Origin of the sequence: Eikenella sp. Marseille-P7795, assembly GCF_916618725.1 — a bacterium.
GTDB classification, from domain to species: domain Bacteria; phylum Pseudomonadota; class Gammaproteobacteria; order Burkholderiales; family Neisseriaceae; genus Eikenella; species Eikenella longinqua.
This window is the reverse complement of record NZ_CAKAJZ010000003.1, coordinates 71,515-87,665: the sequence shown is the minus strand read 5'-3', so window position 1 is coordinate 87,665 and position 16,151 is coordinate 71,515. Positions and strand designations below refer to the sequence as shown.

The 16,151-nt window shown below is 56.4% G+C and carries 14 protein-coding genes; 2 read left to right on the top strand and 12 right to left on the bottom strand.

What is annotated here, in order from left to right; translation table 11 throughout:
* Positions 1 to 197: 197 nt before the first annotated feature.
* The 9 genes from LG371_RS06800 to LG371_RS06760 all read right to left on the bottom strand — a co-directional run bounded on the left by LG371_RS06800 (position 198) and on the right by LG371_RS06760 (position 7,917).
* Complete coding sequence (locus LG371_RS06800) at positions 198 to 644, bottom strand: molybdenum cofactor biosynthesis protein MoaE (protein ID WP_067590496.1); 447 nt, start codon at positions 642 to 644, stop codon at positions 198 to 200.
* A gap of 1 nt (position 645) precedes the next feature.
* The gene (moaD, locus tag LG371_RS06795; RefSeq protein ID WP_067590495.1) at positions 646 to 900 is read right to left on the bottom strand and encodes a molybdopterin converting factor subunit 1; all 255 of its coding nucleotides are present in this window, start codon (positions 898 to 900) and stop codon (positions 646 to 648) included.
* Positions 884 to 1,357, bottom strand: a complete 474-nt coding sequence (moaC, locus tag LG371_RS06790) for a cyclic pyranopterin monophosphate synthase MoaC (RefSeq protein ID WP_082890688.1) — start codon at positions 1,355 to 1,357, stop codon at positions 884 to 886. The genes moaD and moaC overlap by 17 nt, the downstream gene beginning before the upstream one ends.
* A gap of 244 nt (positions 1,358 to 1,601) precedes the next feature.
* Positions 1,602 to 2,216, bottom strand: coding sequence for a molybdenum cofactor guanylyltransferase (locus LG371_RS06785; protein ID WP_225748107.1), 615 nt, complete (start codon positions 2,214 to 2,216; stop codon positions 1,602 to 1,604).
* Positions 2,217 to 2,220: 4 nt separating this feature from the next.
* Entirely contained in the window at positions 2,221 to 2,742 is a 522-nt protein-coding gene (moaB, locus tag LG371_RS06780) for a molybdenum cofactor biosynthesis protein B (protein WP_067590494.1), read from the bottom strand.
* Between the two features lie 3 nt (positions 2,743 to 2,745).
* Positions 2,746 to 3,732, bottom strand: a complete 987-nt coding sequence (gene moaA / locus LG371_RS06775) for a GTP 3',8-cyclase MoaA (RefSeq protein ID WP_225748106.1) — start codon at positions 3,730 to 3,732, stop codon at positions 2,746 to 2,748.
* 109 nt (positions 3,733 to 3,841) lie between these two features.
* On the bottom strand, positions 3,842 to 5,068 hold the full coding sequence (gene glp / locus LG371_RS06770) for a gephyrin-like molybdotransferase Glp (protein WP_225748105.1): 1,227 nt from the start codon (positions 5,066 to 5,068) through the stop codon (positions 3,842 to 3,844).
* 133 nt (positions 5,069 to 5,201) lie between these two features.
* The gene (locus LG371_RS06765; protein ID WP_067590486.1) at positions 5,202 to 6,587 is read right to left on the bottom strand and encodes an MFS transporter; all 1,386 of its coding nucleotides are present in this window, start codon (positions 6,585 to 6,587) and stop codon (positions 5,202 to 5,204) included.
* 79 nt (positions 6,588 to 6,666) lie between these two features.
* A complete protein-coding gene (locus LG371_RS06760; protein ID WP_225748104.1) occupies positions 6,667 to 7,917 on the bottom strand; it encodes a nitrate/nitrite transporter in 1,251 nt (416 codons plus the stop codon).
* Between the two features lie 308 nt (positions 7,918 to 8,225).
* On the opposite strand from LG371_RS06760, the gene LG371_RS06755 reads away from it, so the two are divergent.
* Complete coding sequence (locus tag LG371_RS06755) at positions 8,226 to 10,139, top strand: type IV pili methyl-accepting chemotaxis transducer N-terminal domain-containing protein (protein ID WP_225748103.1); 1,914 nt, start codon at positions 8,226 to 8,228, stop codon at positions 10,137 to 10,139.
* Entirely contained in the window at positions 10,136 to 10,807 is a 672-nt protein-coding gene (locus tag LG371_RS06750) for a response regulator transcription factor (RefSeq protein ID WP_225748102.1), read from the top strand. Before LG371_RS06755 ends, LG371_RS06750 begins: the two co-directional genes overlap by 4 nt.
* A gap of 136 nt (positions 10,808 to 10,943) precedes the next feature.
* Here LG371_RS06750 and LG371_RS06745 read toward each other — a convergent pair whose 3' ends face one another.
* The 3 genes from LG371_RS06745 to LG371_RS06735 all read right to left on the bottom strand — a co-directional run bounded on the left by LG371_RS06745 (position 10,944) and on the right by LG371_RS06735 (position 16,150).
* The gene (locus LG371_RS06745; RefSeq protein WP_067590474.1) at positions 10,944 to 11,633 is read right to left on the bottom strand and encodes a M48 family metallopeptidase; all 690 of its coding nucleotides are present in this window, start codon (positions 11,631 to 11,633) and stop codon (positions 10,944 to 10,946) included.
* A gap of 2 nt (positions 11,634 to 11,635) precedes the next feature.
* Entirely contained in the window at positions 11,636 to 14,791 is a 3,156-nt protein-coding gene (locus LG371_RS06740; protein ID WP_225748101.1) for a type I restriction endonuclease subunit R, read from the bottom strand.
* Positions 14,792 to 14,905: 114 nt separating this feature from the next.
* Positions 14,906 to 16,150 carry a restriction endonuclease subunit S gene (locus tag LG371_RS06735; RefSeq protein WP_225748100.1) on the bottom strand — a complete coding sequence of 415 codons (1,245 nt, stop codon included), beginning with the start codon at positions 16,148 to 16,150 and terminating at the stop codon, positions 14,906 to 14,908.
* Position 16,151: the final 1 nt, after the last annotated feature.

Below are 16,151 nucleotides of genomic sequence, written 5' to 3'. Positions count from 1 at the left end.
TGAGCAAGCTGCCTAAAACATTAACTTCAATACTGCCGAACAAAGCCTGAAATAAAGGAAATAGCGTTCCAATTAGGAAGAAATATTCACTTCTTTGCCAATCCGATTTTCAGGTAGCCCCGGGCGGCGGAATCACAAACAGGCTACCTGAAAACGAATAAAGCCAGTTTTCAGGTAGCCTGTTCTGAGGGCGGGTATTACTCAATCAGTGTGCGTTTGGCATCTGCCGCTTGGTTATCCAGCCAGGCGGCGGCGTGCTGGCCGCTATAAAACTCCTGTTTCCAAATCGGCACTTCCGCCTTCACTGTGTCGATGATGAAGCGGCAGCCGGCGAAGGCTGCGTCGCGGTGGCCGGCGGTTACGCCCACCCACACCGCCATGTCGCCCACTTCCAGCCGCCCGTAGCGGTGCACGCACACGGCTTCGGCCAGCCCGAAGCGGCGTTTGGCCTCTTCAATCACGGCCTGCCCCTGGCGGCGCGCCAGCTCTTCATACACGCTGTACACCAGATAATCCACGCGCTGCCCGTCGTTTTGGCGGCGCACCCAGCCTTCGAAGCTGAGGAAGGCGCCGCATTGCTCGTTGTTTAGCAGCCTTTGGCGCAGGGCTTGGCTATTGATGGCCTGCATAGTCAAATCAAACATTTCAGCCTCCGGCCACGGGCGGGATGAAGGCCACGATGTCGCGCTCGGCTAGCGGCTGCGCCCAATCGGCAAAGGCATGGTTTACCGCCGCGCGCACTCGCTCTTGCGGCAGGGTGAAGCCGTATTGCTGCGAGAGTTGGCCATATAGCGCGGCGGGGGTGCTGCCTTGGGCAACGGCGAGCGTTTCCTGCTCTTTGCCGGCCTGTTCGCGCAGGGCGGCGAAATACAGCACGGTGATTTCAACGGTTGAACTCATGTTTGCCTCCGGATTTGTGAATCAGGCGGATGTCTTGGATTTGGATGTCGTGGCTCAAGGCTTTGGTCATGTCGTACACGGTGAGCGCGGCCACGGATACGGCGGTGAGCGCTTCCATTTCCACGCCGGTTTTGTGGCTCACGGCCACTTCGGCGCGGATGTTCAGGCTGTGCGCGGCATCGTCGTAGGCCAGCTCCAGCTTGCAGCGCTCCAGCATCATCGGGTGGCACAACGGAATCAGGTTGGCAGTGTTTTTGGCCGCCATGATGCCCGCCAGCCGCGCCACTTCGCTAATCGCGCCCTTGGCGGTTTGGCCGTTGGCGGCCTGGATTTGGGCATACACTTCGGGCGGGAACACCACGCGCCCGGCAGCTGCGGCCACGCGGCGGGTAACGGCTTTATCGCCCACGTCCACCATGCTGCTGCGGCCTTGTTGGTCTAAATGTGTTAGCAAAATCTTGTCCTTAATGGAAAATCAATGATCGGAGGCTACCTGAAAGCTGCCCATCTGTTTTCAGGTAGCCTTTTTATATTGGGGCTGGGCGCGGATGAATCAGGCTACCTGAAAAACACTCGGCCAAATAATTTTAGGCTTGGCGGAAAGTTGCCTCTTCGTTTCACCTGCGCTGAAGCTTTTTAACTGCTTTCAGGTAGCCTCTACATATCACGCCAAGCCGATAGAGGCTACCTGAAAATACACTTCAGCCTTGCGCCGACAGCCACTCCGCCTGCGCCACCGCCTGCTCAAACTCCTGCGGCATATTGAAATTGCACAACGGCCGCCACTCGGCCGGCAGCGGCGCGGCGGCAAACGGCACGGTTTCCAGCCAAGCGGTTACACGGCGCTGCCCGCTTGCCAGATACTGTCGCAGCGGCTCGGCCAGCGCCGCCGACCAATGCGCCAGCAGCGGATACGTCCGTTCTCCGTCCTGCAAGGCCGCCACGCCGTCGCACCAGGCCGCGCTGCCCCGTGCCTGCTGCAAACAATCCGCCACCTGCTCCGGCAGCAGCAGCGTATCGCAGGAGAGCACATATACGCCGCTATATCCCTGCGCCGCTGCCCGATCCAACGCAGGCAGGATGGCCGACAGCGCGCCCTGTCGTTCGGGCAGGGCATCGGGCAAATAGTGCGCCTGCGGAATATTGGGAAAACGCTGCCCGGCAGCGGCCAGCCACAGCGGGCGTTGCGCCGCCGCCAAACGCTCAATCAACGGCACGCCGCGATAGGTCAGCAACGGCTTGGGTCGGCCCATGCGCCGGCTGAGCCCGCCGCACAAAATCAGCAGCGGTTCGCGACAAGCCGCCGTGGAAGCCATGGTTTTATTTGCCCCACGCGTTCAGCACGCGGGTGAAGCCGCAGCTATTGATGCGCGGGTCGAGCTGCGGGGCGATGATGTTTTCCCAGGCGGTGCGGCAGGCGCCGGTGGAGCCGGGCAGGCAGAAAATCAGCGTTCGGTTGGCAATGCCGGCCACGGCGCGCGATTGGATGGTGGACATGCCGATTTCCTGCAAAGACACGGCACGGAACACTTCGCCGAAGCCGGGAATGGCTTTATCGAACAGGATTTCCACCGCATCGGGGGTTACGTCGCGGTCGAACATGCCGGTGCCGCCGGTAATCAGCACCGCGTCGGTGTGCGGCTCGGCAATGGCAGCAGACACGCGGGCGCGGATGTCGTAGAGCTCGTCGCGACACCATTCGCGCGCGCGCAGCTCGTGGCCGGCGGCTTGCAGGGCTTCGGCCAGATAGTTGCCGCTGCCGTCTTCTTTCGGGCTGCGGGTGTCGGTAACGGTGAGCAGGTGGATGCGGAAGGGGCGGAATTCGGGTGCGGCGCGGTACATGGTTTAGCCTCCGGTCATGGAAAGGTTGGTGATGAGGCCGACTTTTTTGTCGTGCAAATAATGGTGTTCGGGCTTTTCGGCGATGGTTTGGTGCAGATACTGCCGCAGCCCGTGCTCGTCGCCCGCGCGCAGGAAGGGGCGCAGGTCGTAGGCGATTCCGCCAAACAGGCAGAGGTGCATTTTGCCTTGGGCGGTAACGCGCAGGCGGTTGCAGCTTTTGCAGAAGTCTTGGCTGTAGGGGGCAATGAAACCGATGCTGCCGGCAAAATCGCGGTGGAAATATTCGCGGGCGGGGCCGGCATGCGGCTGGCGCGGGGCGAGCTGCCAGCCCTGCTCTTGCAGGCCGCGCTCGATTTCGGCGGCGGAGAGGTGCTGGCTATTAAAGAAGGCGCCGTTGTCGCCGGTTTGCATCAGCTCGATAAAGCGCAGGGTAACGGGGCGGGCGCGCACGAAGGCAAGCGCGTCTTGCAGCGTGCGGCCGGCGTAGCGGCGCAGCAGCAGGGTGTTCACTTTCACGCCGTAGAAGCCTGAATCCAAGATGTCGTCGAGGGCACGCAGGATGTTGGCGCATTCGCGTTTGCCGGTGATTTGGAAGAAGGTGTCGGGGTCGAAGCTGTCGACGCTGATGTTGATTTTGTCGAGCCCGGCGGCGCGGTAGGCGGAAAAGAGCTGGGCCAGGCGGAAGGCGTTGGTGGTGAGCGCCACGTTTTCAATCAGCGGGTTGGCTTTGCATGCGGCGATGATGTCGGCCAGGTCGCGGCGCAGGGTGGGCTCGCCGCCGGTGAGGCGGATTTTGCGCGTGCCGGCGGCGGCGAATACGTTCACCAGGGTTTGGATTTCGGGCAGGCTGAGCTCGTCGGGCTTGGCTTTGCCTTGATAACCGTTGGGCAGGCAGTAGGTGCAGCGGTAGTTGCACAGGTCGGTAACCGACAGCCGCAGGTAGCTGAGGCGGCGGCGGTAGGGGTCGGTGAGCGGGGGCTGGGCGGTCATGGCGCGGTCTTTGGGGTGTGCGGTGTGGATTATTATGTGTGGCTTGGGCTGAAAGGCTACCTGAAAACTAGCAACGAGGCTTGGAGAGATTTTCAGGTAGCCTGCTGTGCTACAGAAACGCTTCTGCAAAAGGCTGCACGGTCACTTCCGCGCCGGCCGGCAGCGAGCCGCTTTCGGCGGGCAGAATCAGATAGGCGTTGGCGCGGCTCACTTGATAGATGCGGTGCGAATCCTGGCTGCCGCAGGGGGCGGCCAGCCAAGTGCCGTCGGGCTGGCGGCTGATGATAGCACGCTGGATATCGGTGCGGCTGTGGTTCTTCACGGCGGGCTCGGCCAGCTTGGCGGCAAAGCGCAGCGGCTGCGGGATTTCGGCCGCGCCGCAAAGCTGCCACAACGCGGCTTTCACAAACATATCGAAGCCCACAAAACCCGACACGGGGTTGCCCGGCAGGCCGAAACACCAAGTGTTCAGCATTTGCCCGAACACAAAAGGCTTGCCCGGCTTGAGCGCCACTTTGTAGTGGTGGATGCTGCCCACGCGCTCCACGGCCTCGCGCATAAAGTCGTAATCGCCCACCGACACGCCGCCGGTGGTAATCAGCACGTCGGCCTGCTGGATCACCTTATCCAGCATTTTCAGCACGTCTTCCAGCTTGTCGGCCACCTGCCCGAAGTCAATCACCTCCACCGGCAGCGCCGACAGCCGCGCCATCAGCATGTAGCGGTTGCTGTCGTAAATGCTGCCGCTGCGCGTAGCGGGCTCTCCCGGCTCCAGCAGCTCATCGCCACTGGAAAGCACGGCCACGCGCACTTTGCGGAACACTTCGATTTCGGCGCAGCCCAGCGCGGCCAAGAGCATGATGTCGGCCTGGCGCAGAATCCGCCCCGCCTGCAACACAGTTTCGCCTGCCGCGATTTCCTCGCCGCAGCGGCGGATGTTGCCGCCTTCGGCCGCGTCTTTTTCCAGGCGGATGATGCCGCCGTCCGCCTGCACGTTTTCCTGAATCACCACGCTGCGGCAGCCGGCGGGCACCACCGCGCCGGTCATAATCCGCACGCAGCCGCCTTCCGGCAGGCTACCTGAAAACGGCTGCCCGGCCACCGATTCGCCCGCTATCCGCCACTCGCTGCCTGCGGCAGCGGCTTCGGGCAGCGCGTAGCCGTCCATGGCGGAAATGTCGGCGGGCGGCAGATTGAGCGCGGAAGCCACGTCCTGCGCCAGCACGCGCCCCAAAGCAGACACCAGCGGCACGCGCTCGCTGGCTGGCGGTTTGCGGGCGGCGGCAATTTTTTCGTGAATCAGCGCTTGCAGTTCGTGAACGGGTGTGAGGGCCATGATGTTTTCCTTGTTGATCAAACCGTGTGTGCGGCGGGCGCTAAAGGCTACCTGAAAACGCAGTTAAAACGGAGCGAAGCAGCGTTTCTGCGAAGCGAAAAACGGTTGGCGCATTTTTCAGGTAGCCTCTACTTTAACACTTCGCTTCGGCATGTTTGCGGGCGTAATACCACCAATTGATGGCGGCGCACACCACATAGAAGGAAACGAAGCCGATGAGGGCGGCGTTGGCGCTGCCGGTGAGGTCCAGCGAAGTGCCGAAGCTTTTCGGAATCAGGAAGCCGCCGTAGCCGGCGAAGGCAGCGGTGAAACCGATGACTGCCGCCGCTTCGCGGTTGGCATCCTGCACGGCTTTTTCGGGGGTGGATTTACCTTCGGCCAAGAGCTTCTGGTGCATGCCGGAGAAAATCAGCGGCACTTGCACAAAGGTGGAGGCGTTGCCCAGGCCGCTGAGCGCAAACAGCGCCATAAAGCAGACGAAGAAGCCCCAGAAGCTGCCGCCCTGGCCGGGCGCGGCGGGCAAAAAGGCCAGCACGCCGAGGATGCCGACAATCATGCCCACAAACACCACCTGCGTGGTTTTTGCGCCGCCCAGCCTGCTCGACACCCAGCCGCCGGCGGAGCGGGTGAGCGCGCCGATGAGCGGGCCCAAGAAGGCATATTGCGCCGGGTTTACATCGGGGAACAGGGTTTGCGTGAGCTTGGGGAAGCCGGCGGAAAAGCCGAGGAAGGAGCCGAAGGTGCCCAAATAGAGGATGCACATCAGCCAGTTGTGTTTGCGCGTGAAAATCACCGATTGCTCTTTGAAGCTGGATTTGGCACTAGCCAAATCGTTCATGCCAAACCAGGCGGCGGCGGTGGACATGATGATAAACGGCACCCACACGAAGCCGGCATTTTGCAGCCACATCTGTTTGGTTACGTCGCCTTTGGCCCAGGTTTGCGCCTCGCCGCCAAGCGCGCCGAACAGGCCGGCGGTAATCGCCAGCGGCACGACAAACTGTACGGCAGACACGCCCAAATTGCCCAAGCCCGCATTCAGGCCGAGCGCGGTGCCTTTTTCGGCTTTGGGGAAGAAGAAGCTGATGTTGGCCATGCTGGAGGAGAAGTTGCCGCCGCCGAAGCCGCACAGCAGCGCCAGGATCACCATGGTGAAGTAGCCGGTGTCCGGGTTTTGCACGGCGAAGCCGATGCCCAGCGCGGGCAGCAGCAGGCTGGCGGTGGTGATGGTGGTCCACTTGCGGCCGCCGAAAATCGGCACCATAAAGGAATAAAACACGCGCAGGGTGGAGCCGGACAAAGCGGGCAGCGCGGCCAGCCAGAAGAGCTGGTTATCCGTATACTTGAAGCCGATATTGGGCAGATTGAGGATGGTAACGCTCCACACCTGCCAGATGGCGAAGGCGAGGAACAGCGCGGGGATGGAAATCCACAGGTTGCGGCGGGCAACGGGTTTGCCGGTGTGCCGCCAAAACTCGGCGTCTTCCGGCCGCCAGTCTTGAATCAGGTGGGACGACATGGGGTGCTCCTAATGAAATATGGGTTTGCTAGAGGCTACCTGAAAACGGTAAACCCTGTTTCAGGTAGCCTTCTCCGGCTTACTGGCCGCGTTTGGTTTTAAACGAGAAGTGCATCCAAATCAGCGACACGCACACCGTGCCGTAGAGCAGCATGAAGGTGGTGGAGCGGATGCCGGTGAGGTCGAGCAGCATGCCGAACATAATCGGCAAGAGAAAGCCGCCCAGGCCGCCCGCCAGGCCGACAATGCCGGACACCGTGCCGATGTCGTTCGGGTAGTCGTCGGCCACAAATTTGAACACCGAAGCCTTGCCCACCGCCATGGCGATGCCGGCGGTAAACATCAGGATGGTGAACAGCACCACGTTCAGCCCGATATGGAAGCTCTGCGGGCCTTTGGTGGTGGCGATCACGAAATCGGTTTGCGGGTAAGAGAGAATAAAGAAGCACACCCACAGCACCCACATCACACCCCAAGTAACTTTATATGCGCCGTATTTGTCCGACAGCCAGCCACCGATGGCGCGCAGCACGCCGCCGGGCAGCGAGAAGCAGGCCGCCAACAGGCCGGCGGTGGCCATTTCGAGGCCGTATTCGTTGATGTAGTATTTGGTCATCCACAGCGCCAGGCCGACGTAACCGCCGAATACCACGGAATAATACTGGCTATAGCGCAGCACGCCCAGGTCTTTCAGCATGGCCAGCTGCTCTTTGAGCGAGGCCTTGGGCGCGGTATTCGGGTTGTGCGGGGTGGGATAAGTGGTAAACCAAAACAGCACGGCGGTGGCGGCCATAATGGCGGCATACACCTTGGGCACAATCACCCAGGCCGCCGCGCCCGCGCCGGCTGCTGCCGAATATTTAATCAGCGCGGGGGCGACGAATTTATTGATGGCGCTGCCGGCATTGCCCGCGCCGAAAATGCCCATCGCCAAGCCCTGCTGCTGCTTGGGAAACCAGCGCGCCACATAGGGCGTGCCCACCGAAAACGAGCCGCCGGCCAAGCCCATCATCAGGCCGATGGCAATGAAGTGCCAGAAATGCGTGGCATAGGCCATGAGGAAGATGGCGGGCACAGACAGCACCATCAGCACAAACATCACAATGCGGCCGCCGAATTTGTCGGTCCAGATGCCCAGCGGCACGCGGATGAGCGAGCCGGAAAGCACCGGCACGGCCATCAGGATGCCGGTTTCCGTTTCGTTCAGGCCCAGCTGCTCCTGCACCTTCACGCCGACAATCGCCAGCATCATCCAAACCATAAAGCAGACGGTGAAAGCGAACGTGCTGGAGGCCAGCACCGAGTAGCGTTTGTAGTTTTCTGATTTCATTTTCTTGTTCTCTATGCGTGATTAAAGCGGGCAAAGCGGCAGGCTACCTGAAAACGAGAACCGCAAATTCTCCAAATTTTCCCGTTTAAACATCAGCTTAAACAGGCTACCTGAAAACCGCCATTCCGGCAGAAATTCTAGAGCAAAGCCCTGCGTGAAATAAGCCCTGTTGTAGCTAGCCCGTCTAATCCTTTCGGATTAGGCGGGCGGCCTACTTTTGCCTAGCTCAAAAAGTGAAACGGTTCGCGCGTATAATGCTGCTTAACTAGGCCGGCCTCAGCCGCCGTTTTGCCAGCCCGATTCCGCCGATGAAACCGTTGAAAAGCCTCTCCGTCCGCCTCAAACTGCTCACCCTGCTGTGGCTGGTGATTGCCGTGGCCTCCATCAGCTACACCCTGCTTTTGTCGTGGCGGCTGGAAGGCAGCGCGGCCGCCATCAACGACATCGGCAGCCTGCGCCTGCGCAGCTACCGCATCGCCCTGCTCATCCGCGAAAACGCCCCGTCTGCCGAAATCGAGCAACGCCTGCAGCAATACGACAGCATCCTGGCCAACGTGCGCCACGGCGACCGCCGCCGCCCGCTCTTCCTGCCGCCCGACGACATCGTGTGGCAGCGCTTCAATGAGCTGGATGCCCATTGGCAGCAGCGCATCCGCCCGCGTTTTCAGGTAGCCTCCACAGAACACCACCCCATCACCGACCAAGAGCTGCACCCCTTCCTCAACCGCCTCGACAACGTGGTCTCCGCCGTGGAGCAGGCCAACACGCGCTATATTTCCTGGCTGCGCCTGTTTCAGAGCAGCCTGCTGGTGCTGGTGGTGATGAGCGCCGCCTTTATGGTGTTCCTGCTGTATTGGTGGATTATCTGGCCGCTGCAACACCTGCAACAGGGCGTGGCCGCCATCCACGGCGGGCAGCTCGGCATCCAGATCCCCATCGACCGCTCCGCCGAATTCGCCCGCGTAGACAACGGCTTCAACCAAATGAGCAGCCGCCTCTCCCAGCTCTATTCCCATCTGGAAGAAGAAGTGGCCGAGAAAACGCACGATCTGGAAGCCAAACACCACACGCTGGAAACCCTCTATTTCTTCTCGCACTTCCTCAGCCAAACCCAAACCACCACCGAAGCCGCCGAAGTATTTTTAAAAAGAATGCTCGAAATGGTGTCGGCCGACGCCGGCAGCATCCGCCTGATTGACTTCAAACGCCAGCGCATGGATTTGGTCACCCAAATCGGCCTGCCCGATTCGCTGCAAACCGCCGAAGCCTGCCAGCGTTTCGACGACTGCCTGTGCGGCCACGCCGTGATGCAAGACGACTGGCAGCCCATCCGCTTCGTGCGCCATGCCGAAGGCGAAAGCGAAACCGACGGCCAAACCGCCGCCGATAACGGCAACGAATGCAGCCGCCTCGGCTTTTCCCAGCTGCGCATTTTCAAAATCCGCTACAAAGCGCAAGATTTCGGCATGGTTACGCTCTATTTCAAACAGAAAGAGCCGGTGGCCGTGGCCGACGGCGACTTGTGGGAAGCGCTGTGCAGCCAGTTCGGCGTGGTCATCAGCAACCTGCGCCTCATCGACGAAAGCCGCCAGCTCGCCGTATTGCAGGAGCGCAACCTGATTGCCCAAGGCCTGCACGACAGCATCGCCCAGGCGCTCACCTTCCTCAACCTGCAAGTGCAGATGCTGGAAGCCGCCATGCAAAACCACGAGCAGGGGCAAATCAACGAAAACCTGCAATACATCAAAGACGGCATCCAGGAGTGCTACGACGACGTGCGCGAGCTGCTCAACAACTTCCGCACCAAAATCAACAACAAAGACTTCGCCGGCGTGGTGCAGGCGCTCACCGAGCGCTTCGAGCGGCAAACCCGCACCGCCGTGCGCCTGAGCTGGCACGGCAACGGCCCGCCGCTGAGCACCGAGCAGCAGCTGCAAGTGGTGTTTATTTTGCAGGAGAGCCTCTCCAACGTGCGCAAACATTCCCAAGCCGGGCAGGTGGACATCCGCTTCGACAACGGCCAAGATTTCATCATGAGCATCCAAGACGACGGCTGCGGCTTCGACACCGAACGCATCAAAGAGCGCAACGGCCATCACGTGGGGCTGCACATCATGCGCGAGCGCGCCAGCCGCATCCGCGCCGAGCTCACCCTGCAATCCGCCCCGGGCGGCACCCGGGTAACCCTGAAACTTCCCTCCGAAGAAAGAAGGCAGGTATGACCAACACGATCAAGATCGTCCTCATCGACGACCACACCCTGTTCCGCAGCGGCATCAAAGCCCTGCTCGCCCGGCAGGAAAACTACGAAGTGGTGGGCGAAGCCGCCGACGGCTTGAGCGGCGTGAAGCTGGTGAGCCAGCTTGAGCCCGACGTGGTGCTGCTGGATTTAGACATGCCGGTGATGAACGGGCGCGAAGCCTTGGCGCAAATCCTCAGCAGCCGCCCCGAGCAGAAAGTGGTGATGCTCACCGTGTCCGAAGACGGCGAAGACCTGGTGGAATGCATGCGCCTGGGCGCCTGCGGCTTCCTCTTAAAAAACATCAACGCCTACTTCCTCATCGACGCCATCGGCAAAGCCGCCAACGGCGACAACGTGTTTTCGCCCGAAATGATGGCCTGCATGGTGCAATCCCTCATCCGCCCCGCCCAGCCGCAATCCAAAAACGCCCTCGACACGCTCACCTCGCGCGAGCTGGAAGTGTTGCGCTACCTCGCCGTGGGGCACAGCAACAAAATCATCGCCAAGCGCATGGATTTGGCCGAATCCACCGTGAAGGTGCACGTGCAAAACATCCTGCGCAAACTCGAGCTCGGCAGCCGCGTGCAGGCCGCCGTGTATGCCGTGCAGCACAAGCTGCCGCTACCCGAGGAAGAGCCCAAGGCATAAGGTTTTCACCGTCGGTTCCACGCAAGCAAAAGGCTACCTGAAACCTGGTTTGGGTTTTTCAGGTAGCCTGAAATAAAAGGTCGTCTGAAAAGGTTTAAAAACTGTTTTCAGACGACTTTTTTGATTTTAAAGAATATCAGACGCCCAACTTTAGCGAATTGAGCAATTGTTTGGTGCTTTGCCAATTGGGTAAAAACGCATCCATATGTGCCATAAACCGCTCGTTGTGATGCCGCTCCAGCAGGTGGGTCAGTTCATGCACGACGATATATTCCAAACATTGAGGCGGTTTTTTGGCAAGTTCCAGATTCAGCCAGATACTGCCTGTTTGCGTATTACAGCTCCCCCAAAGCGTTTTCATTTTTTTCACACCGAAACGGCTTGCCCGGACACCCATTTTTTCCTGCCAAAAATCTAACAGTTTGGCGATTTCCCGCTTCAGCTCATTGCGGTAAAACTTCTCAAGCACTGCCATTTGCTTGTCTTGGGCGGTTTTTTTGCCGACAAACAGCTTGATTTTATGATGCGTTATTTCAAGACGATGCTTGCCCGTAGTGGGCAATACTTCCAGCAGATAGCGTTTCCCCCATAAATAATGGCTTTCTCCGGAAACCATTTCGCGCCTGGATTCCCGGGCTTGATTTTCAAATGCACGCTGCTGCTTCTTTATCCATGTCAAACGGCTGGCAACTGCCATACGCACCGCATCATCGCTCATTTTCAGCGGTGCGGAAACGCGTACCGAGCCATGCGGGGGCAAAACGGCGATATGCAGGTTTTTAATGGATTTTCTGCGTATTTCTATGCTTAATGTACCGATTTGCATGATTAAGCCCTGTATTCTGCTTGTTGAATGATTAATTCAAACATTTTCTCAACATCCAACCCTTTTTCCTGTGCCAGCGGCTCCAAGCAGGTTTTCAAATGTTTCTGTTTCATCTTATTGGCGAGGTAGCCGTCCTGTTTACGACTTTGAACCGTATCATGCACACGCTTCACCCAACCGGTATCTTGGCTCAAATTGTCAAAAAGTGCCTGTTTGCCGAAAGTATCGATTTCTTTGGGGTAACTGCTTTGCACCGGATTTGAAACCTGCTCGGCAAGGCGGGCTATCTCTTCCAAATATTCTTTATAGTCAATTGATTCCTGACGACGCTGCTCGATCAATTCATCCAGAAGTACCGACATTTTTTCAAAGTATTTCGGATTGGTCGGATTTTCGTCCACAATTCTTTTTCTGACATTATTTTCAATCGTTTCTGCAATACTGCTTTCATCGGAGCGGATAGATTCGGGCAAGTCTTCAACCGCTTCGCCGCCCTTGCCGACCAGCAATTGCAGCAGTCCTACATTTTCAAAAGTATTCAACTTTTCGCTGTCTTCAGCGCGCACATATTGGTTGATTAAATAACGCATATCCGCATCAGCGGTTTTCAAATCCACATAATCGCCGCTGGCGACTTTGATGTCGTCGCGCAATCCGGTGATGGTTTTCACCCTTTCACGCCATTCCTTTTCTTCTTGTTCGCTATATCCCGCTTGAAGCAGCTCATTGGCGATTGCAGCGAATGCACGGATTAATTTTGCCGTTGCACGGTAAAAAGCCAGCCGTTTTGCCTGATACTCGGGTTGCAGGTTTTCCTTGCTGTCTTTGCCGCAGAAATAGGCTTTAAATGCAGTCAGGTCTTTGGGTGCAAGCACAGGCTCAATCAACATCTGCACCGCTTCCCATGCCGTTTCCAAATCTTCTTTGGCAATGCTCAGGCGGTCTTGGAGCAAGCCGTTCACATCCTCGGTTTCATATCCGCCGAAAGCCTCTTGGGTAAAGTCTTTAAATGCCTTTTCCAGAGACTTGAACAAATCGCGGTAATCGATAATATAGCCGTAGGTTTTATCTTCGCCGTCCAAGCGGTTTACACGGCAGATAGCCTGAAAAAGATTGTGGTCTGCCATTTTTTTATCGATATAAAGATAGGTAGCGGAGGGCGCATCAAAGCCCGTCAGAAGCTTGTCCACCACAATCAGAAGCTTCATTTGTCCGGGCTCTTCGATAAAGCGTTTTTTCACATCGATTTCAAACTGCTCTACCAAGCTGCCCGCCTTGTCTTCAGGCTGCCGATAATAATCGGCAATCATTTTGCGGTAGGTTTCATATTTGAACAGCTCTTCGTCCTGCACATTTGCCGACAGGGCATTTTTTGCCGCTGAAGCATCAGGCTTGAAGCTGGTTACAATAGCGACTTTATCTTTCAAACCTGCCTGACTGAACAGCTCATAACATTGGCACGCCTGAGAGACGCTGGCGCACACCAAAATCGCATTGCCGCGGCCGTCGGCAAGGCGGGGCTTGGTGTTCATATCCAGCAGAATATCATTCACGATTTTTTCCAAGCGGTTTTTGGAAGACAGCAGTTTCTGCATGGTTCCCCAGCGTTGTTTGAGCTGCGTTTTGGCAATATCGGTCATGCCGCGCGTTTTGGCTTCAAACCAATCGTCCACCCGTTTGGGGGAAGACAGCGACTGCTCGATGTCGCGCGCTTCATACAGCAAATCCAGCACCACCCCGTCTTTTACCGCCTCATCGAATTTATAGGTATGGATAAATCCGCCGAACACCTCAACCGATTTTTTCTTATCCGCTTTCAACAAAGGCGTACCCGTAAAGCCCACAAATACCGCATCGGGCAATAAAGCCTTCATCGCCTCATGCAGCTTGCCCGACTGGGTGCGGTGGCATTCATCGACAAACACCGTAATTTTACCCTTGGGCGAAAAACCGCCTTTCGCCGAGTGGATATCGTTCAAATACTGCTCCAGCTCGCGGTCGTCCGACTTATCGTTTTCATCCTCTTCTTTGCTGCCGAATTTATGCACCAGCGAACAAATCAAGGATTTTTCGTTGCCGTCCAACACATTGACCAAATCCCTGCCGCTTTTTGTGCGGTACATGGCGTGTCCCGTATTTTTAAACACCCGTTCAATCTGCTCGTCCAACTCCTTGCGGTCGGTAATCACCAGCACACGGCTGCCGCCGCCTTGCTCCAAAATCCATTGGGCAAGCCACACCATTGTCAGGCTTTTGCCGCTGCCCTGCGTATGCCAGACGATGCCGCCCCGATTCTCCTGCAATTTGGCTTGCGCGGCCTTGATGCCGAAATACTGGTTTGGGCGGCAGGTTTTTTTGATACCCGCATCAAACACCATAAAATCATGAATCAGCTCAACCAACCTGTCTTTGCGGCACAAACAGCCCAAATCGAAATCCAAATCGCCGATGACCTTAGATACAGAGCCGTCCTCTTTCCACTGCAGATAATACTTTTCCGGCGTTTCGACCGTCCCGTAACGCAGCCCTTCGGTATCATTGCCCGCCATCACAAGCTGGACGGTAGTAAAAAAACGCTCGCAAAATTCCTTTTGCTGATTGGTGATATTTTGGCGGATACCTGCCGATACCGAAACACAAGAACGCTTAAGTTCAAGCACCGCCGCCGCAATACCGTTGATATACAGCACCACATCGGGGCGTTTGCCGTATTGCGCCCCTTTGATGCTGACCTCCTCGGCAATGGCAAAATCATTGTTCAGCGGATTTTTCCAATCGACAAGCCACACCGTCTGCGTCTGCTCCCCCGCACCCGTTTTGACTTTCGCACCATAACGCAACAGCCCGTAAATTTCCCTGTTCGCATCATAAAGCCGCCTGCCGCCGCCGACATAGTTCAAACCCTGCAAAGATTTGACCGCACCCTGCACGAGGTCGTCTGAAACCCCGCGTTTTTTCAGCCACGCCTTCAAATCGTCTTCGCGGATATTTTTATTGTCCAAGCCCTGAAGGCTGCCCAAATTGCGGTAGCCCAGCTGCCGTACAAACATTTCGACCACGCGGTTTTGCGTTTTTCTTTCAGGTTGTCCGATTTCAATCGTCATGGTGTTTTCTCTCTTCGGTTTGTTTTTATCATCTGCCGCCTGCAATTTCAGCATCTCTTTCCGTCATTTCCGTGAACGCGGGAATCCGGGGTTTTGTGTTTTCAGGTAGCCTTTGAAAGCTGCGCCCCGACAGACTCGATTCCCGCCTGCGCGGGAATGAAGGGCTGCTTAAAACGGCAGGCGGATTTTGCCGGTCAGCAGGCTTTGCATCATGCCCTGTTTGATGGTCTGTATTTTTTTCAGACGACTTTCCAGGGCGGCGATTTCAGTGTCCATATCGCTGAGCAGTTGGGCGATAGCGGTTTGTTCGGTGGTTGATTTGGGGATTGCAAATTTAAACTTTTGAAAAGTTGGTAGTCTTAGCGAGTCCACCGTTGCTTTTACCGTGTTTTCCATTGCGTGCTTACCAAATTTTTGTTTTAGCGCAAAATACACAAATTTGCCTATCACATTATTAAAATCACGAATAACATAAACACGTTGATGAGCGTCAAATTTTCCATTTATATAATGAAAAATGCTCCCTATATTTCCTTCGCCAGGGATTAAAATTGCTTCGCAATCATATGAATACGTGTCAATTTGTTCTACAGTAGCCGAGCGAACAAAAAAAGGATATTGTCCGTTTTCTTTTTGATCTTGGTTGTTTTTTGAACCTGTCTTAATAAATGCCACTTCCCCCAATTCCACCACTCCCCAATCCTCCGGCACGTCTCCGTATTCGGTTTTGACGGTTGTTTTGGGTGTGCCGTCGGGGCGTTTGGCGAAGGCAGGCAGGCGGGTTTTGCCGGTCAGCAGGGTTTGCATGGCGGCGGTTTTGACTGCCTGTTTTTTGTCTATCAGGTCTTTCAGACGACCTATCAGGGCATCGGTATCGCTTAGGGCGGTGGCGATGGCGGTTTGTTCGGCGGTGGATTTGGGAATGATGATTAAGAATTTGCGAACTTGTGTTGTACTTATTTCTAAAAACGTGCTGCCATTACACAATTCAATAAATTTATCTTTCTGCGTACCCAGCAAGTAATATAGAAATTCATTGCTCATACCTTCTTTACAAATAAAATTCTTAAATCCTTGATTGGTTGTCATCGGTTGGGCAGCGATTGCACATTCTCCAATCGTAGCTCTTGAAGTCATTAAAATAGTACCTGCTGGCAATAAATCTGCGGCTGAAAATTTTAGTCCTAATTCACTAATTTTTCTATTTGTATCAAATAAATACTTTCCTGATAAAGATGTTATGTCTGTTGGGGTGCACCAAAGAATATTGCCATTCCAAAATTCAGACTGATTAGTTGATGGTGTCCCACCAGATTTAATCGTTGCTACCTCCCCCAATCCCACTACTTCCCAATCCTGCGGAATTTCCCCCAATTCGCTTTGTTTGTAGCCTGTTTTTATCCGGTTTTCCATG